This window comes from Pseudomonas fluorescens (assembly GCF_018614775.1).
Taxonomy (GTDB): domain Bacteria; phylum Pseudomonadota; class Gammaproteobacteria; order Pseudomonadales; family Pseudomonadaceae; genus Aquipseudomonas; species Aquipseudomonas fluorescens_BY.
Window position 1 is genome coordinate 12,053 of record NZ_JAGGOF010000069.1, and the last position, 17,002, is coordinate 29,054.

15 protein-coding genes are annotated in these 17,002 nt (G+C 60.9%); 2 read left to right on the top strand and 13 right to left on the bottom strand.

The features are described 5' to 3' along the window. Position 1: 1 nt before the first annotated feature. From nuoC to J7E36_RS18025, 12 genes are all read right to left on the bottom strand, one after another. A complete protein-coding gene (nuoC, locus tag J7E36_RS17970; RefSeq protein WP_215005614.1) occupies positions 2 to 1,783 on the bottom strand; it encodes an NADH-quinone oxidoreductase subunit C/D in 1,782 nt (593 codons plus the stop codon). Between the two features lie 73 nt (positions 1,784 to 1,856). Continuing rightward, positions 1,857 to 2,531 carry a NuoB/complex I 20 kDa subunit family protein gene (locus tag J7E36_RS17975; RefSeq protein ID WP_215005617.1) on the bottom strand — a complete coding sequence of 225 codons (675 nt, stop codon included), beginning with the start codon at positions 2,529 to 2,531 and terminating at the stop codon, positions 1,857 to 1,859. 10 nt (positions 2,532 to 2,541) lie between these two features. Next, complete coding sequence (locus tag J7E36_RS17980) at positions 2,542 to 2,955, bottom strand: NADH-quinone oxidoreductase subunit A (protein WP_030141323.1); 414 nt, start codon at positions 2,953 to 2,955, stop codon at positions 2,542 to 2,544. A 629-nt stretch (positions 2,956 to 3,584) separates the two neighbouring features. After that, a complete protein-coding gene (gene aceA, locus J7E36_RS17985; protein WP_215005619.1) occupies positions 3,585 to 4,910 on the bottom strand; it encodes an isocitrate lyase in 1,326 nt (441 codons plus the stop codon). A gap of 503 nt (positions 4,911 to 5,413) precedes the next feature. Next, complete coding sequence (locus J7E36_RS17990; RefSeq protein ID WP_215005622.1) at positions 5,414 to 6,175, bottom strand: secretin N-terminal domain-containing protein; 762 nt, start codon at positions 6,173 to 6,175, stop codon at positions 5,414 to 5,416. Positions 6,176 to 6,325: 150 nt separating this feature from the next. Next, on the bottom strand, positions 6,326 to 6,751 hold the full coding sequence (locus J7E36_RS17995; RefSeq protein WP_215005625.1) for a GNAT family N-acetyltransferase: 426 nt from the start codon (positions 6,749 to 6,751) through the stop codon (positions 6,326 to 6,328). Beyond that, the gene (locus tag J7E36_RS18000) at positions 6,744 to 7,910 is read right to left on the bottom strand and encodes a cupin domain-containing protein (RefSeq protein WP_215005628.1); all 1,167 of its coding nucleotides are present in this window, start codon (positions 7,908 to 7,910) and stop codon (positions 6,744 to 6,746) included. Before J7E36_RS18000 ends, J7E36_RS17995 begins: the two co-directional genes overlap by 8 nt. A gap of 83 nt (positions 7,911 to 7,993) precedes the next feature. Further along, positions 7,994 to 9,364: an adenylosuccinate lyase gene (purB, locus tag J7E36_RS18005; RefSeq protein ID WP_215005631.1), complete on the bottom strand. Its 1,371-nt coding sequence runs from the start codon at positions 9,362 to 9,364 to the stop codon at positions 7,994 to 7,996. 124 nt (positions 9,365 to 9,488) lie between these two features. Then, the gene (gene hflD, locus J7E36_RS18010; RefSeq protein WP_215005645.1) at positions 9,489 to 10,112 is read right to left on the bottom strand and encodes a high frequency lysogenization protein HflD; all 624 of its coding nucleotides are present in this window, start codon (positions 10,110 to 10,112) and stop codon (positions 9,489 to 9,491) included. After that, positions 10,109 to 11,233 (bottom strand): tRNA 2-thiouridine(34) synthase MnmA, encoded by a 1,125-nt coding sequence (mnmA, locus tag J7E36_RS18015; RefSeq protein WP_215005648.1) that lies wholly within the window; start codon positions 11,231 to 11,233, stop codon positions 10,109 to 10,111. Before mnmA ends, hflD begins: the two co-directional genes overlap by 4 nt. Positions 11,234 to 11,292: 59 nt before the next feature. Then, positions 11,293 to 11,739, bottom strand: coding sequence for an NUDIX hydrolase (locus tag J7E36_RS18020; protein WP_215005651.1), 447 nt, complete (start codon positions 11,737 to 11,739; stop codon positions 11,293 to 11,295). 347 nt (positions 11,740 to 12,086) lie between these two features. Beyond that, a complete protein-coding gene (locus tag J7E36_RS18025; RefSeq protein WP_215005654.1) occupies positions 12,087 to 14,312 on the bottom strand; it encodes an NADP-dependent isocitrate dehydrogenase in 2,226 nt (741 codons plus the stop codon). A 496-nt stretch (positions 14,313 to 14,808) separates the two neighbouring features. Between J7E36_RS18025 and icd the strand changes: the two genes are divergently transcribed. After that, positions 14,809 to 16,065: an NADP-dependent isocitrate dehydrogenase gene (gene icd / locus J7E36_RS18030; protein ID WP_215005657.1), complete on the top strand. Its 1,257-nt coding sequence runs from the start codon at positions 14,809 to 14,811 to the stop codon at positions 16,063 to 16,065. A gap of 76 nt (positions 16,066 to 16,141) precedes the next feature. On the opposite strand, the gene J7E36_RS18035 is transcribed toward icd, so the two are convergent. After that, positions 16,142 to 16,411 (bottom strand): cold shock domain-containing protein, encoded by a 270-nt coding sequence (locus J7E36_RS18035; protein WP_269216541.1) that lies wholly within the window; start codon positions 16,409 to 16,411, stop codon positions 16,142 to 16,144. A gap of 225 nt (positions 16,412 to 16,636) precedes the next feature. Between J7E36_RS18035 and clpS the strand changes: the two genes are divergently transcribed. After that, complete coding sequence (gene clpS / locus J7E36_RS18040) at positions 16,637 to 16,999, top strand: ATP-dependent Clp protease adapter ClpS (protein WP_215005660.1); 363 nt, start codon at positions 16,637 to 16,639, stop codon at positions 16,997 to 16,999. The last annotated feature ends 3 nt before the right edge of the window (positions 17,000 to 17,002 follow it).

The following is a 17,002-nucleotide window of genomic DNA, read 5'->3' on the forward strand; positions in this document are numbered from 1 at the left end:
CTTAGCGGTCCACGTCGGCCATAACGAAATCGATACTACCCAGGTACGCGATCAAGTCCGCGACCATGCTGCCTTTGATCACCGAAGGGATCTGCTGCAGGTGCGGGTAGCTTGGGGTGCGAATCCGGGTGCGGTAGCTCATGGTGCCGCCGTCGCTCGTCAGGTAATAACTGTTGATGCCCTTGGTCGCTTCGATCATCTGGAAGGACTCGTTGGCCGGCATGACCGGGCCCCACGAAACCTGCAGGAAGTGCGTGATCAGGGTCTCGATGTGTTGCAGCGTGCGTTCTTTCGGTGGCGGCGTGGTCAGCGGGTGATCCGCCTTGTACGGGCCTGCCGGCATGTTGCGCATGCATTGTTCGATGATCTTGACGCTCTGGCGCATTTCTTCGACGCGGACCATGCAGCGGTCGTAGGCATCGCCGTTGGCCGCCAGCGGCACTTCGAACTCGAAGTTCTCGTAGCCGGAGTAAGGGCGGGCCTTGCGCAGGTCGAAGTCCAGGCCGGTGGCACGCAGGCTCGGGCCGGTGACACCCCAATCCAGCGCCTGCTGGGTGTTGTATTCGGCCACGCCGATGGTACGGCCCTTGAGGATGCTGTTCTGCAGGGCGGCCTTGGTGTATTCGTCCAGGCGTTTGGGCATCCACTCGGTGAAATCCTTGACCAGCTTTTCCCAGCCCCGTGGCAGGTCGTGGGCAACCCCACCGATGCGGTACCAGGCCGGGTGCAGGCGGAAACCGGTGATCGCTTCGATCACGGTGTAGGCTTTCTGGCGGTCGGTGAACGTGAAGAACACCGGCGTCATCGCGCCGACGTCCTGGATGTAGGTACCCAGGAACAGCAGGTGGCTGGTGATGCGGAAGAACTCGGCCATCATGATGCGGATCACGTTGACCCGATCCGGCACGGTGATGCCCGCCAGTTTTTCCACCGAGAGCACGTAAGGCAGGTTATTCATCACCCCGCCGAGGTAGTCGATGCGGTCGGTGTAGGGGATGTAGCTGTGCCAGGACTGGCGCTCGCCCATCTTCTCGGCACCACGGTGGTGGTAGCCGATGTCCGGGACGCAGTCGACGATCTCTTCGCCGTCCAACTGCAGGATGATGCGGAAGGCACCATGGGCCGAAGGGTGGTTCGGGCCCAGGTTGAGGAACATGTAGTCCTCGTTGGCGCCCGAACGCTTCATGCCCCAGTCTTCCGGCCTGAAGCGTGCGGCTTCTTCCTCGATCTGTTGCTTGGCCAGGGACAGGCTGTACGGGTCGAATTCGGTGGCGCGGGCCGGGAAATCCTTGCGCAGCGGGTGACCTTCCCAGGTCGGCGGCATCATGATGCGCGTCAGGTGCGGGTGGCCGGGGAAGTCGATGCCGAACATGTCCCAGACTTCGCGTTCGTACCAGTTGGCGTTCGGCCAGATGCCGGTCACGGTCGGCACACTGAGGTCGCTCTCGGACAAGGCGACCTTGATCATTACGTCACTATTACGCTCCACCGACAGCAGGTGGTAGAACACGGTGAAGTCGGCGTCCGGCAGCCCTTGACGCTTGGTGCGCAGCCGCTCGTCCACGCCGTGCAGGTCATAGAGCATGACGTACGGCTTGGGCAGGTTGCGCAGGAAGGTCAGGACTTCGATGAGCCTGGCGCGGGCAACCCACAGCACCGGCATGCCGGTGCGGGTGGCCTGGGCGGTGAACGCCTCGGCGCCAAAGCGGTTGTTCAGTTCGACGACCACATCCTGGTCGTCTGCCTTGTAAGGCGGGATGTACAGAGCACTGCCTGTAGTCATGGTTATTTATCGCTTTCGGTCAACGTAAAGAATGAAGCCAGGTTCTCGTTTCTTGTTCAGGAACAGAGCTGGATCAGACTTCGTCGGGGCTGCGCAGGTTGGTGACTGCGATTCGCTGTTCGCGGCGCTCTACCTTTGTCGACGGCATGTCGGCGCGGTATACGCCTTGATCGCCGACGACCCAGGACAGCGGGCGACGTTCCTGTCCGATGGATTCCTGCAGCAGCATCAAGCCTTGCAGGAACGCTTCGGGACGGGGCGGGCAGCCAGGCACGTAGACATCCACCGGGAGAAACTTGTCGACTCCCTGGACCACGGAATAAATGTCGTACATGCCGCCGGAATTGGCGCAGGCACCCATGGAGATGACCCACTTGGGCTCCAGCATCTGTTCATACAGGCGCTGGATGATAGGGGCCATTTTCAGGAACGGCGTGCCAGCGATAACCATGAAATCCGCCTGGCGCGGCGACGCCCGGATCACTTCGGCGCCAAAGCGCGCGATGTCGTGGGGCGCCGTGAAGGCGGTGGTCATTTCCACGTAGCAGCACGAAAGGCCGAAGTTGTACGGCCACAGGGAGTTCTTGCGACCCCAGTTGACCGTGCTGTTCAGCACGTCTTCGAGCTTGCCCATGAAGATGTTCTTGTGGACTTGATCTTCTAACGGATCGGAGACGGTTTCCCGTTCGCCAATGGGGTACTGCTCGTTAGGAGCATCGGGGTCGATCCTGGTGAGATTGTATTGCATTGCCAAAGCCTCATTGTTTCAGCTTCGCTTGCCGCTTGCGCCGAGCTTCCGGAGCCCAATCAAGTGCCCCCACCCGGTAAAGGTAGACAAGACCTGCCAACAGAATTGCTATGAAAACGAGAGCTTCGACGAATCCGGTCCAGCCGCTTTCGCGGACGGACACAGACCAGGCAAAGAGAAAGAGGGCTTCGATATCGAAGATCACGAAGAGCATCGCGACCAGATAGAATTTGGCTGAGAGCCGCAAGCGGGCGCCACCGGTGGGTAGCATGCCGGACTCGAACGGTTCGTTTTTGCTGCGGCCCCAGGCTTTTGACCCGAGCAGGCTCGACACACCGAGCATGAAGGCACACAGGCCGACAACGCCCAGAAGGAAAATGGCAAAGCCCCAGTTGTGGGCCATGAGTCCTGTCGCTTCGGGCATGCTGGAAATCCTTAACAGAGGGCAAGGGCCTCTGAGCTTGAAAAGAAATAACGCAGTGACGATATGTCGCAGCAATCAATCGCGGTGATTTTATGGCTAAACACCGGGCAAGTAAAATTCCTATAGCGAAATTATTTATTGGAATAAGGACATAGCGCGTCTCCGAGGCTGCGCAGCCCCGGCCCAGCGGGCGTTGGCCGCTTATTCATCGATAATATTTCGTGCAGGGTGCAACAATGATAAAGATTTTCAAATGACAATTATTATTGTTTGCCCGGGCTTTTCATCCATTACCCGGCGCAGTAGCTGAGAACTTTTCTTGCAGGGCCACTACTGCACCTGTCAGCGCCGGCCGTTTTACTCTTTTTCTGACTGCCTGTTGCTGCGTTCGATCAATTTTTTGTGCAGTCGCCTTTTTTTCCTGTGGGAGCGAGCCTGCTCGCGATAGCGGTGCATTAGCTTGCATTGATGTTGAAGGTGCTGGCGCCATCGCGAGCAGGCTCGCTCCCACAAGGTTTGGTGGTTTTCCTGAAGCGTAGGCGAAAAAAAGCCCCGAACCAGTCGGGGCGTCAGATCATCGGCTTTGCGGTTAGCTTTTATTCGGTCCGCAAGGGCCGTTCATGGGTGAATCAGTGGAACTGTTCTTCTTCGGTCGAACCGGTCAGCGCGGTGACCGACGAAGTGCCACCCTGGATCACGGTGGTCATGTCGTCGAAGTAGCCGGTGCCCACTTCCTGCTGGTGAGCCACGAAGGTGTAGCCCTTGGAGGCGTCGGCGAACTCCTGCTCTTGTAGCTTCACGTAGGCCGTCATGTCGTTGCGGGCGTAGTCGTGCGCCAGGTTGAACATGCTGTGCCACATGTTGTGAATGCCGGCCAGGGTGATGAACTGGTGCTTGTAGCCCATGGCGGACAGTTCGCGCTGGAACTTGGCGATGGTCGCGTCGTCCAGGTTTTTCTTCCAGTTGAAGGAAGGCGAGCAGTTGTACGACAGCAGTTGGTCCGGGTATTCCTTCTTGATCGCTTCGGCGAAGCGACGAGCCTCGTCCAGGTCCGGCTTGGCGGTTTCGCACCAGATCAGGTCGGCGTACGGCGCGTAGGCCAGGCCACGGGCGATGGCCTGGTCGAGGCCGGCGCGGACCTTGTAGAAACCTTCCTGGGTGCGAGTGCCAGTCACGAACGGCTGGTCGTACGGGTCGCAGTCGGAGGTCAGCAGGTCAGCGGCGTTGGCGTCGGTACGAGCCAGGATGATGGTCGGTACACCGGCAACGTCGGCGGCCAGGCGGGCAGCGGTCAGCTTCTGCACGGCTTCCTGGGTCGGCACCAGTACCTTGCCGCCCATGTGGCCGCATTTTTTCACCGAAGCCAGTTGGTCTTCGAAGTGAACGCCGGCGGCGCCTGCCTCGATCATGCTCTTCATCAGCTCGTAGGCGTTCAGGACGCCGCCGAAACCGGCTTCGGCGTCAGCCACGATCGGTGCGAAGTAGTCGATGTAGCCTTCGTCGCCCGGGTTCTTGCCGGCTTTCCACTGGATCTGGTCGGCGCGACGGAACGAGTTGTTGATGCGCTTGACCACGGTTGGAACCGAATCCACCGGGTACAGCGACTGGTCAGGGTACATCGACTCGGCGGAGTTGTTGTCCGCGGCCACTTGCCAGCCCGACAGGTAGATCGCCTGGATGCCGGCCTTGACTTGCTGCACCGCCTGGCCGCCGGTCAGGGCGCCCATGCAGTTGACGAAATCTTTATCGGGACGGAAGGATGGCTTGGCGCCCTGGGTGACCAGGTTCCACAGCTTTTCGGCGCCGAGTTTCGCAAAGGTGTGCTCAGGTTGAACCGAGCCACGCAGACGGACGACGTCAGCAGCGGAATAATTGCGCTTCACGCCTTTCCAGCGTGGGTTTTCAGCCCAGTCTTTTTCAAGGGCTGCAATTTGCTGTTCGCGTGTCAGTGCCATGGAGATAAACCTCGTCGCGTCTTGTAAAGAAAATCGTTCGGGGGTGGACAGTGCTCCTGCCCACGGCGCCAATCATTGGCGAAGCAGGCTGCTCGCTGGCCAGGGGGCCGGGCGCACAAGTCGGTTGAGGCGGGGCGGCGACGGGATGAACGATGGGCTCGAGGGGAAAGTGAGCAGGTAGGGGCGAGCTGCGGGCGCATGCAGGCGTCGTGGGCCTTTATACGGACTCAGAGTGATGCCGGGTTACCTAGTACGCTTCCGTCCCTCGGGACAACTTCGTTCCAGTCGCAACCTCGTCAAACACACCTTGTGGGCGGTACAGACACGAATCGGCTCGCAGGGTAGTTGCAAGCGTCGACCCGAAGGCCCTTGCCAGGGCCCCTGATTAGCGGGAGCGAGGCCATCATGCCTTCGGTTTTTTAGCGCGTCAAACGTTTTGTAGTGCTTTTTTTTGAGCACTACATCTTTGGTCTAATACGACTCATCAGTCAGTTTTTGGTGCTTCAGTTCAGGGTGTCGACCTTGACCCGCAGAATCATGTCATCGCGGCCCTGGGTCGAGTAGCTGCGGGTCAGGCCCTGTTTATCGGCCTGGGTCTCGCGATTCACACCGGCCAGGGTGATCCATTCGCCCAGGCGTCCGCTGACGGTTGTGTCGGTACTTTGCACGTTCACTACATCGGGACGTTCCTGGCTCATGCGGTCACGGTTGGTGCTGATGCTCAGGTGCACGGTCTCGCCGGTGACGCTGGCGGTGACATAGAACCCCTGGGTGACGTTGCGGTATTCGGTCTGGCTTTGCATGCGGCCGTAGTTGTCGGTCTGGTTGCTGGTGAACGGCACGCTCTGGCCCACCTGGATCAGTGCCGGCTGGCCTTCGCTGGCTTGCACCTGCTGCACGCCGCCGTCACGGCTGGCGGTGCTGCGGTTGATGATGCGCGTCTGGCTGGGCGCGGCGCCGTTGATGGAGTAGCTCTGGTCGCCCTGGAGGTTGTTTTCGTTGGTGTCGACCGTGATCAACAGGCGCTTGGGCGCGGTGTCCAGCTGGGCGAGGAATTGCCGCAGTTCCTCGATCTTGCCCGGCGCGGCATTGACGATCAATTGATTGCCGTAGGCGCTGACCTGGCCGTCCTTGCCAATGAAATTCTGCGCCACCGGCAGCAGGTCGGCGCTGGTGCGGTAGTTCAGTGGCACGATTTGTGTGTCGGCCATCACCGACAGGCTGCAGCCGAGCAGCAGGGTGGTCAGCAGGGTGCGTAGGGACATTCCATTTCTCCGGGGGACGAAGGCTTGATATTGCCAGTTTGTCGGCCTGGGGTGGGGTAAGTTGAAGGGTAGACGGCAAAACGCCCCGGCATCGGTGGATGGCGGGGCGTTTTCTTGAGCAGCTTGAGGCTCCTGTGGCGACGGGCTTCTTCAGGCCGAGTGACGCACCATGTCCACATGAGGAATCCCGGCTTCAAGGAATTCCTCGCTGACCACCGCAAAGCCCAGCCGCTCATAGAACGGTGTGGCATGCACCTGGGCGCTGAGCATCTGTTGCTTGAGCCCACGCTGCTCGGCTTGCTCGATCACCGCGTGCATCAAGGCGTCACCGACCTTCAGCCCGCGCCAGTCCTTGAGGACCGAGACGCGGCCGATATGGCCGTCGGACAACAGGCGGGCGGTGCCGATGGGGAAGTCGCCTTCGAACGCCAGGAAGTGCACGGCGTCCTGGTCATCGGCGTCCCATTCCAACTCGGGTGGTACGGATTGCTCGGCAATGAACACCGCTTCACGAATGCGCCGGATCTCGGCGTTATCCTTTTGCCAGTCTGCGACACGAACGTGAATTTTATTCATCGGCGAAACCCAGGCTCCCTTGCTTGACCAGCTCGCAGATCAGCCCGCGACCGTCTTCATCGGCCAGCCATGGGCCGAGGTTCTCGATGTGCAGGGCGTCAGCGGCGCAGATCATTTTCAGCAGGTCGCGCAGCTTGCCCGGCAGGTAGCGGCTCTGGCCGCTGGCGAACAGCAGCAGGTCGTCATCGACTTCCGACCAGGCCAGGCGGGCGCTCGGGTTGCGGATGATCACGGCGCCTTGTTCCAGGCCGGCCAGCAGGTCGTCCTCTTCCAGCTCGGGGCCGACCACCAGTTCCGGGTAGCGCGGCTCGGTCATGAACTGGCCGAACCAGGTCAGCAGCAGGCGCTCGTCGCTCATGTGCTCGGCGAGCAAGCCCTTGAGGCGGTCGAGGGCGTCGTGCTGGATCTGGTGCGGGTCGGCCACCGGGCGCGCGTCGGCGTCGGTGTAGCGCTCTTCGTCCGGCAGGAACTGGCTGAGGAAGTCGGTGAAGTGGGTCAGCACTTCGGCGGCGCTGGGTGCGCGGAAACCCACGGAGTAGGTCATGCAGTCATCCACGGCCACGCCGCAATGGGCCAGGCGCGGCGGCAGGTAGAGCATGTCGCCCGGTTCCAGGACCCACTCGTCGGTAGCTTGGAAATCGGCCAGGATGCGCAGGTCGGCGTGGGGCAGCAGCGGGCTCTCGGAGTCGCACATCTGACCGATTTTCCAGTTGCGCTTGCCATGGCCCTGCAGCAGGAACACGTCGTAGTTATCGAAATGCGGACCCACGCTGCCACCTGGGGCGGCGAAGCTGATCATCACGTCGTCGATGCGCCAGCTCGGCAGGAAGCGGAAGTGTTCCAGCAGCTCGCTGACTTCCGGCACGAACTGATCGACCGCTTGTACCAGCAGGGTCCACTCGCGTTCCGGCAGTTTGCTGAATTCGTCTTCGGCAAACGGGCCGCGACGCAGCTCCCAGGGGCGCTCGCCGTGCTCGAGCACCAGGCGCGATTCGACTTCTTCTTCCAGGGCCAGGCCGGCCAGTTCGTCGGCATCGATGGGGCTTTCGAAGTCAGGAATGGCCTGGCGGATCAGCAGCGGTTTTTTCTGCCAGTAGTCGCGCAGGAACTCCCGTGCCGTGATGCCGCCCAGGAGTTGCAGAGGAATATCAGGATTCATGTGTAACCTATTGAAAAAAATTACTTTTCAGACGCGAATAAAAACGCCCGGCGCGGCCGGGCGTCTCAGGGCGGCGCAGTGGATCAGATGCGCTTGGCCTGGGCCGCTGCGTTACCGATGTAGTTGGCCGGGGTGAGCTGTTTCAGCTCGGCGCGTGCTTGCGCAGGCATGTCCAGGCCATCGATGAAAGTCTGCAACGCTTCAGGGCTGATGCCCTTGCCACGGGTCAGTTCTTTCAGCTTTTCGTAGGGGTTTTCGATGTTGTAGCGACGCATCACGGTCTGGATCGGCTCGGCGAGGACTTCCCAGCAGGCGTCCAGGTCGGCGGCGATCTTCTGCTCGTTCAGTTCCAGCTTGCTGATGCCCTTGAGGCTGGCTTCGTAGGCGATAACGCTGTGGGCAAAGCCCACGCCCAGGTTGCGCAGCACGGTGGAGTCCGTCAGGTCACGCTGCCAGCGTGAGATCGGCAGTTTGCTCGCCAGGTGCTGGAACAGCGCATTGGCGATGCCCAGGTTGCCTTCGGAGTTTTCGAAGTCGATCGGGTTGACCTTGTGCGGCATGGTCGAGGAACCGATTTCGCCGGCGATGGTGCGCTGCTTGAAGTAGCCCAGGGAGATGTAGCCCCAGATGTCGCGGTCGAAGTCGATCAGGATGGTGTTGAAGCGCGCGATCGCGTCGAACAGCTCGGCGATGTAGTCGTGCGGCTCGATCTGGGTGGTGTACGGGTTGAAGCCCAGGCCCAGTTCGTCTTCGATGAAGGCGCGGGCGTTGGCTTCCCAGTCGATGTCCGGGTAGGCCGACAGGTGGGCGTTGTAGTTGCCCACGGCGCCGTTGATCTTGCCCAGCAGCGGCACGGCGGCAACCTGGGCGATCTGGCGCTCCAGGCGGTACACCACGTTTGCCAGTTCCTTGCCCAGGGTGGTCGGCGAAGCCGGTTGACCGTGGGTGCGCGACAGCATCGGTACGTCGGCGAAGCGGATCGCCAACTCGCGGATCGCCTGGGCGGTCTGGCGCATCAGCGGCAGCATTACATCATCGCGGCCTTCACGCAGCATCAGGGCGTGGGACAGGTTGTTGATGTCCTCGCTGGTACAGGCGAAGTGGATGAATTCGCTGACGTTGGCCAGTTCCGGCAGCTTGGCCGCCTGCTCCTTGAGCAGGTACTCGATCGCCTTGACGTCGTGGTTGGTGGTGCGCTCGATCTCTTTGACGCGCTCGGCGTGTTCCAGTGCGAAGTTGTCCGCCAGGGCGTTCAGCACCGCGTTGGCTTCGGCGGAAAACGCCGGGACTTCACTGATGGCGGGGTGGGCGGCCAGGCGCTGGAGCCAGCGCACTTCAACCAGGACGCGGGCACGGATCAGGCCGTACTCGCTGAAAATCGGGCGCAGGGCCTGGGTTTTGCCGGCGTAGCGGCCGTCAACAGGGGAAACCGCAGTGAGCGAAGAGAGCTGCATGGGGTGTTCTCGGACAGTCGGGCAACGAAATGGGGCGCGTATCATACATGAAAACAATCGCCGGTCCGTCGCCAACTGACCGGCGTATTACGCGTGACGAGGTAAAAATCCTGCCTGAAGCGACTTATTCGTTGCGCATCAAGGGGTAAAGTTCTTTCAGCAATTTGCGCCGGCTGATCACCAACTGCCAGCGATGGCCGCCCAGTTGCCGCCACAGCCGTGCCGAGCGGATCCCGGCCAGCAACAGGGCGCGGATCTTCGAAGCGTTGCTCGGTTGCTGCAGGTTGCGCATGTCGCCGTGCACCTGGATGCGCTGGCGCAGAGTGCTCAGGGTGTCCTGGTACAAGGCGCCACAGGCGGCGATGACGTTCTCGTGGGACGGGCCGAAGTGCTCGACCTGGGATTGGATCTGCGGCAGGCGCTTGCCGATGGTGTCCAGCATGTCGTCGCGCTTGGCCAGTTGGCGCTCAAGCCCCAGCATCGACAGGGCGTAACGCAGCGGTTCGCGTTGCAGGGCGCTAGGGTCGCGTTCCAGGGCGCCGACCAGTGCACGGTAGCCTTCGCGCAGGTTCAGGTCGTCGCCGCCGTAGACTTCCAGGGTGTCCTTGGGGTCGCGAACGAGCAGGCTGCCGAGCATGCAGCTAATGCCTGCTTCCGTGGCCTGGCCGGTCTTGGCGATCCGGTCCACCAGCACGGCGGCGAGAAACACGCCGCCCAATGCCGTCAGTTGTTCCTGGATCGGCGTCATGCCTTGCTGCTCCAGGCTTCTGCCACTTCGATCACACCACCGCCCAGGCAAATTTCGCCGTCGTAGAACACCACGGACTGGCCGGGTGTGACCGCCCGTTGCGGATCATCGAACGTGGCGCGGTAGCCCGTGACGGTTTTCTCCAGGGTGCAAGGCTGGTCGCCCTGCCGGTAGCGGACCTTGGCCGTCAGGCGGCGTGGTTCGCCGAGGTCGATCGGGTTGACCCAATAGATGTCGGAGGCGAGCAGGGCGCGGGAGAACAGCCAAGGGTGGTCGTTGCCCTGGCCAACGATCAGCTCGTTGTGTTCCAGGTCCTTGACCAGCACGTACCAGGGCTCGTCACCGGCGTCTTTCAACCCGCCAATGCCCAGGCCCTGGCGTTGGCCGATGGTGTGGTACATCAGGCCATGGTGACGGCCGATGACTTCACCTTCGGTCGTCTTGATCTCGCCTGGCTGGGCCGGCAGGTATTGCTTGAGGAAGTCGCTGAACCGGCGTTCGCCGATGAAGCAGATGCCGGTGGAGTCTTTCTTCTTCGCGGTGGCCAGGTCGTGTTTTTCGGCGATCGCCCGCACTTCGGGCTTTTCCAGTTCGCCCACCGGGAACAGGGTCTTGGCGATCTGCTCGCCGCCGACTGCATGCAGGAAGTAGCTCTGGTCCTTGTTCGGGTCCAGGCCCTTGAGCAGTTCGGTGCGGCCGTCGATGTCGCGGCGGCGTACGTAGTGACCGGTGGCGATCAGGTCGGCACCGAGCATCATCGCGTAGTCGAGGAAGGCCTTGAACTTGATTTCGCGGTTGCAGAGGATGTCCGGGTTCGGCGTGCGGCCGGCCTTGTACTCGGCCAGGAAGTGCTCGAACACGTTGTCCCAGTACTCGGCGGCGAAGTTGGCGGTGTGCAGCTTGATGCCGATCTTGTCGCACACGGCCTGGGCGTCCGCCAGGTCGTCCATGGCGGTGCAGTATTCGGTTCCGTCGTCTTCTTCCCAGTTCTTCATGAACAGGCCTTCCACCTCATAACCCTGCTCGATCAGCAGAAGTGCGGAAACGGAAGAGTCCACGCCGCCGGACATGCCGACAATGACGCGCTTCTTTTGTATGTCAGAAGGGGCTGGATCACGCATAGCAGTTCAATGGGTGTCTTGAAAAAGGACGCGATTCTATCAGGCCCGGAGGCGCAAGGCTAAAGAGAAGGACGGATCAACGTCAGGTTGTGGCGATGGCCGGCCAGATAATCGTCGATGCACCGGATGATCAGCTCGCTGCGCCAGTGCTCGCGCTGGTCGAGCAGTTCGTCGCGGCTCAGCCACTTGGCGCCCAGGATGCCGTCGTCCAGTTGATAGTCGGGGTGGTGCTTGAGTGCCGTGGCGGCGAAACAGACCCGCTGGTAGGTCACGCCGTTGCTCGGGGCGGTATACAGGTAGATGCCCACCACGCTGGTGGGTTCGACGTCCCAGCCGGTTTCTTCCAGGGTCTCGCGCACGGCGGCTTCGATCAGCGTTTCGTCCGGCTCCAGGTGTCCGGCGGGCTGGTTGAGCACCGCGCGCCCGCCCTTGGATTCTTCCACCATCAGGAAGCGGCCGTTGTCCTCGACGATGGTGGCGACGGTGATGTGGGGTTTCCAGTCCATGTGGCGTCCTCGAAAAGTGAATAGTGAAATACAAACCCTGTGGGAGCGAGCCTGCTCGCGATGGCGGTGGGTCAGCCAATACAGGTGCTGGATGATAAACCGCTATCGCGAGCAGGCTCGCTCCCACAGGAGTTTGCGGTGAATGCAGTCGCTGCGGCCTGCACCAAGCCCCTGTGGGAGCGAGCTTGCTCGCGATAGCAGTGGGTCAGTTAATGCAGGCGCTGGATGATAAACCGTCATCGCGAGCAGGCTCGCTCCCACAGGGTAATAGGTTGTCCGGGGAATAGGGTGGGGCTGGAAACACAAACCCCGGCACAAGGCCGGGGTTCGTGTACTCGCTTACAACCTTAGACCAGCGCGGCAATCGCTGCGTTGAAGGTTGCGCTCGGGCGCATGGCCTTGCTGGTCAGCTCCGGGTTGGCGAAGTAGTAGCCGCCGATGTCCACGGGCTTGCCCTGTACGGCGTTGAGTTCGGCAACGATTTTTTCTTCGTTGTCGGTCAGCGTCTTGGCCAGGGTGGTGAACTGCGCCTTGAGGGCTGCATCGTCATTCTGTGCGGCCAGTGCCTGGGCCCAGAACAGGGTCAGGTAGAAGTGGCTGCCACGGTTGTCGATGCCGCCGACCTTGCGCGAAGGCGACTTGTTGCGGTCCAGGAACTCGCCAGTCGCCTGGTCGAGGGTCTTGGCCAGCACCAGCGCTTTCGGGTTGTTGTAGGTCACGCCCAAGTGCTCCAGGGACGCGGCCAGGGCCAGGAACTCGCCCAGGGAATCCCAACGCAGGAAGTTTTCTTCCAACAGCTGCTGAACGTGCTTGGGTGCGGAACCGCCGGCGCCGGTTTCGAACAGGCCACCACCGTTCATCAGCGGCACGATCGACAGCATCTTGGCGCTGGTGCCCAGTTCCATGATCGGGAACAGGTCGGTCAGGTAGTCGCGCAGGACGTTGCCGGTCACCGAAATGGTGTCCTTGCCTTCGCGGGTGCGGGCCAGGGTGAACTTCATCGCGTCGACGGGCGACATGATGCGCAGGTCCAGGCCGGTGGTGTCGTGGTCCTTCAGGTACGCCTGGACTTTCTCGATAACCACGCCGTCATGGGCGCGCATCGGGTCCAGCCAGAAGATCGCCGGCGTGCTGCTGGCGCGGGCACGGTTGACGGCCAGCTTGACCCAGTCCTGGATCGGCGCGTCTTTGGTCTGGCACATGCGGAAGATGTCGCCGGCCTCGACGTTCTGCTCCAGCAGGGTGCGACCGTTGCTGTCGGAGACACGCACCACGCCGTCGGCCTTGATCTGGAAGGTCTTGTCGTGGGAGCCGTATTCCTCGGCTTTCTTGGCCATCAGGCCAACGTTCGGCACGCTGCCCATGGTGGTCGGGTCGAAGGCGCCGTGTTGCTTGCAGTCTTCGATCACTGCCTGGTAGATGGTGGCGTAGCAGCGGTCCGGGATCACCGCCTTGGTGTCGTGCAGCTGGCCGTCGGTGCCCCACATCTTGCCGGAGTCACGGATCATCGCCGGCATCGAGGCGTCGACGATGACGTCGCTCGGCACGTGCAGGTTGGTGATGCCTTTGTCGGAGTTGACCATCGCCAGCGATGGACGCACTGCATAGACCGCCTGGATGTCGGCTTCGATCTGCGCCTGCTGCTCGGCCGGCAGGGCCTTGATGCGGGCGTACAGGTCGCCGATGCCGTTGTTCAGGTTGAAGCCGATCTGCTCCAGCACCTGGGCGTGCTTGGCCAGGGCGTCCTTGTAGAACTCGGCCACGATCTGGCCGAACATGATCGGGTCGGAGACCTTCATCATGGTGGCCTTGAGGTGAACCGACAGCAGCACGCCTTGTTGCTTGGCGTCTTCGATCTGGGCGGCGATGAAGTCGCGCAGGGCTTTTTTGCTCATGACCGAGCAATCGAGGATCTCACCGGCTTCTACGGTGGTTTTTTCCTTCAGGACAGTGGCAGTGCCGTCCTGGGCGATCAGCTCGATTTTCACGCTGCCGGCGGCGTCGATCAGGGCGGCTTTTTCACTGCCGTAGAAATCGCCGGTGCTCATGTGGGCCACGTGGGACTTGGAGTCCGCAGCCCAGGCGCCCATTTTGTGCGGGTGCTTGCGGGCGTAGTTCTTGACCGACAGCGGTGCGCGACGGTCGGAGTTGCCTTCGCGCAGGACCGGGTTCACGGCGCTGCCCTTGACCTTGTCGTACCGGGCCTTGACGTCTTTGTCGGCGTCGCTGGTCACGGTTTCCGGGTAGTCCGGCAATGCGTAGCCCTGGGCCTGCAATTCCTTGATCGCGGCCTGCAGTTGCGGCACCGAAGCGCTGATGTTCGGCAGCTTGATGATGTTGGCTTCAGGCGTAACGGCCAGGTCGCCCAGTTCGGCGAGGTGGTCGGCTACGGCTTTGTCGCCCAGTTGCTCGGGGAAGCTGGCCAGGATGCGCCCTGCGAGAGAGATATCGCGGGTTTCCACGGCGATATCGGCCGACGCGGTAAAGGCTTCGACGATCGGCAGCAGTGAATAGGTGGCGAGGGCGGGAGCTTCGTCGGTGAAGGTGTAGATGATCTTCGAGCGGGTGGGCATATTCGGATTAACTCTCTTCTTTGCTAAAGCATGCGCAGAAACTCGAGGGGCGCCGGGTAAGCGCGTTCGTTCAAAGTCATCCGTGAGCCGAATGTCGAGGTTTCTTCGCGGTGATGTTGGGTGCATCAGTCGAGCGTCAAGCGGTGGAGCCGCGGTAACGGTCCGGCTTCATAACTGGCGGAAAATCCTGGCTTTTTTTTCAAAAGCGAAAGCATCCGGCCGGCGTGACCCTGTGGTCAGCGGCGGCATTATACATAGGTAGCTGGCAATCTGCCGATGGTTCATAGACCTCCGTACACGTCCATTGGTCTAAACGTCGCAGGGGCGGGCGGCTGGACTATCCTCATGTTTGGCGCTTTTCCCTTGGTTTTCAGACTTGTACGCTGCCAACTGCAGCGCTTTGCGCCGGATGAGTCGAACGTAGGGTTTGCGTGCCGATACAACTGGGTTACGCTCGAACGCAGCCAGATGTCCAATCCAAGCAATGGAGTTCAGCATGGGGTATCAAAAGATTCAGGTTCCAGCCGTCGGTGACAAAATCACCGTCAATGCAGACCATTCTCTTAATGTTCCCGACAACCCGATCATCCCCTTCATCGAAGGCGACGGCATTGGCGTCGATATCAGTCCGGTCATGATCAAGGTTGTGGACGCTGCGGTGCAAAAGGCCTATGGCGGCAAGCGCAAGATTTCCTGGATGGAAGTCTATGCCGGTGAGAAAGCCACCCAGGTCTACGACCAGGACACCTGGTTGCCCCAGGAAACCCTGGATGCAGTCAAGGATTACGTGGTTTCCATCAAGGGCCCGCTGACCACCCCGGTCGGCGGCGGTATCCGTTCGCTGAACGTGGCCCTGCGTCAGCAGCTCGACCTCTATGTGTGCCTGCGCCCGGTGCGCTGGTTCGAAGGTGTGCCAAGCCCGGTCAAGAAGCCTGGCGACGTGGACATGACGATCTTCCGTGAGAACTCCGAAGACATCTACGCGGGTATCGAGTGGAAGGCCGGTTCGGCCGAAGCCACCAAGGTCATCAAGTTCCTGAAAGAAGAAATGGGCGTGACCAAGATCCGTTTCGACGAGAACTGCGGCATTGGCGTCAAGCCGGTGTCCAAGCAGGGCACTCAGCGCCTGGCGCGCAAGGCCTTGCAGTACGTCGTCGATAATGACCGCGACTCGCTGACCATTGTGCACAAAGGCAACATCATGAAGTTCACCGAGGGTGCCTTCAAGGAGTGGGCCTACGAAGTGGCGGCCGAGGAGTTCGGTGCCACGCTGCTCGATGGCGGGCCGTGGATGCAATTCAAGAACCCCAGGACCGGCAAGAACGTGGTCGTCAAGGACGCCATCGCCGATGCGATGCTGCAGCAGATCCTGCTGCGCCCGGCCGAATATGACGTGATCGCGACACTGAACCTCAACGGTGACTACCTCTCCGATGCCCTGGCGGCGGAGGTGGGTGGCATCGGTATCGCGCCGGGCGCCAACCTGTCCGACACCGTGGCGATGTTCGAAGCCACCCACGGTACCGCGCCCAAATATGCGGGCAAGGACCAGGTCAACCCGGGCTCGCTGATCCTGTCGGCTGAAATGATGCTGCGTCACATGGGGTGGACCGAGGCGGCCGACCTGATCATCAAGGGCACCAACGGCGCGATTTCGGCCAAGACCGTGACCTATGACTTCGAACGCCTGATGGAAGGTGCCAAGCTGGTGTCGTCCTCGGGCTTCGGCGATGCCCTGATCTCGCACATGTAAGCGGATCGGCGCTCAGCGCAGATGCCCGGCTTGAGTGATCGAGCCGGGCATCTGCGTTTGTCCGCGGCGCTGTCGGCTATTGGGTCTCGACGGCCCTGGCGTTGACAGCGGTGGGCGTGTCTTCGACGTTGACCACCTTGATGTTCACCGCATGCAGGCCCTTGGGTCCCTGGATGACTTCAAACGTCACAGGCTGTCCTGCCTTCAGGGTCTTGTAGCCTTCCATGTTGATTGCCGAGTAATGGGCGAAAAGGTCTTCATCATCCCGACCGGCTGCGATAATGAAACCGTAGCCCTTGGCGTTGTTGAACCATTTCACCTTGCCACTCATCTTGACGACCGACATAAACCATATCCCTCTGCAACGCACTCCATCACTGGAGTATCATCCAGTCCATCCGCAGGCTAATCTTAAAGACAGGATAGATTCCACGGACCTTTTTAACCCACGATGGGCTCTATTGGTTGTAACACCGTTTTCCCGATAGTCAAGGTGGCCGGGTGATCGTGGTTGAAATCCCCATAAGCGCCCCCATCACTGTATTCGCCAACTAAACGAACTTTTCTTTCCATGCATGCAGCCAGCCAGATTCGACTAACATTCAATCAGGATCGCCCGGATCTACACGACGACGATTCCGCAGGCATTGCTATTCAGGAGGCAAAGCCTGCATTACAGGCGCCACCGATGTACAAGGTGGTTTTGTTCAATGATGACTACACACCGATGGATTTCGTCGTCGAAGTGCTCGAGGTGTTTTTTAACCTGAATCGCGAGCTGGCGACCAAGGTCATGCTGGCCGTTCATACAGAGGGACGGGCAGTATGCGGAGTGTTTACCCGCGACATCGCCGAGACAAAGGCCATGCAGGTCAACCAGTACGCCCGGGAAAGCCAGCATCCGCTACTCTGTGAAATCGAGAAGGACGGTTAACGC

Bases quoted from the DNA above. Each gene is read 5' to 3' on its own strand.
- nuoC (WP_215005614.1), bottom strand. From the start codon at position 1,783: ATGACTACAGGCAGTGCTCTGTACATCCCGCCTTACAAGGCAGACGAC.
- J7E36_RS17975 (WP_215005617.1), bottom strand. From the start codon at position 2,531: ATGCAATACAATCTCACCAGGATCGACCCCGATGCTCCTAACGAGCAG.
- J7E36_RS17980 (WP_030141323.1), bottom strand. From the start codon at position 2,955: ATGCCCGAAGCGACAGGACTCATGGCCCACAACTGGGGCTTTGCCATT.
- aceA (WP_215005619.1), bottom strand. From the start codon at position 4,910: ATGGCACTGACACGCGAACAGCAAATTGCAGCCCTTGAAAAAGACTGG.
- J7E36_RS17990 (WP_215005622.1), bottom strand. From the start codon at position 6,175: ATGTCCCTACGCACCCTGCTGACCACCCTGCTGCTCGGCTGCAGCCTG.
- J7E36_RS17995 (WP_215005625.1), bottom strand. From the start codon at position 6,751: ATGAATAAAATTCACGTTCGTGTCGCAGACTGGCAAAAGGATAACGCC.
- J7E36_RS18000 (WP_215005628.1), bottom strand. From the start codon at position 7,910: ATGAATCCTGATATTCCTCTGCAACTCCTGGGCGGCATCACGGCACGG.
- purB (WP_215005631.1), bottom strand. From the start codon at position 9,364: ATGCAGCTCTCTTCGCTCACTGCGGTTTCCCCTGTTGACGGCCGCTAC.
- hflD (WP_215005645.1), bottom strand. From the start codon at position 10,112: ATGACGCCGATCCAGGAACAACTGACGGCATTGGGCGGCGTGTTTCTC.
- mnmA (WP_215005648.1), bottom strand. From the start codon at position 11,233: ATGCGTGATCCAGCCCCTTCTGACATACAAAAGAAGCGCGTCATTGTC.
- J7E36_RS18020 (WP_215005651.1), bottom strand. From the start codon at position 11,739: ATGGACTGGAAACCCCACATCACCGTCGCCACCATCGTCGAGGACAAC.
- J7E36_RS18025 (WP_215005654.1), bottom strand. From the start codon at position 14,312: ATGCCCACCCGCTCGAAGATCATCTACACCTTCACCGACGAAGCTCCC.
- icd (WP_215005657.1), top strand. From the start codon at position 14,809: ATGGGGTATCAAAAGATTCAGGTTCCAGCCGTCGGTGACAAAATCACC.
- J7E36_RS18035 (WP_269216541.1), bottom strand. From the start codon at position 16,411: ATGTCGGTCGTCAAGATGAGTGGCAAGGTGAAATGGTTCAACAACGCC.
- clpS (WP_215005660.1), top strand. From the start codon at position 16,637: ATGCATGCAGCCAGCCAGATTCGACTAACATTCAATCAGGATCGCCCG.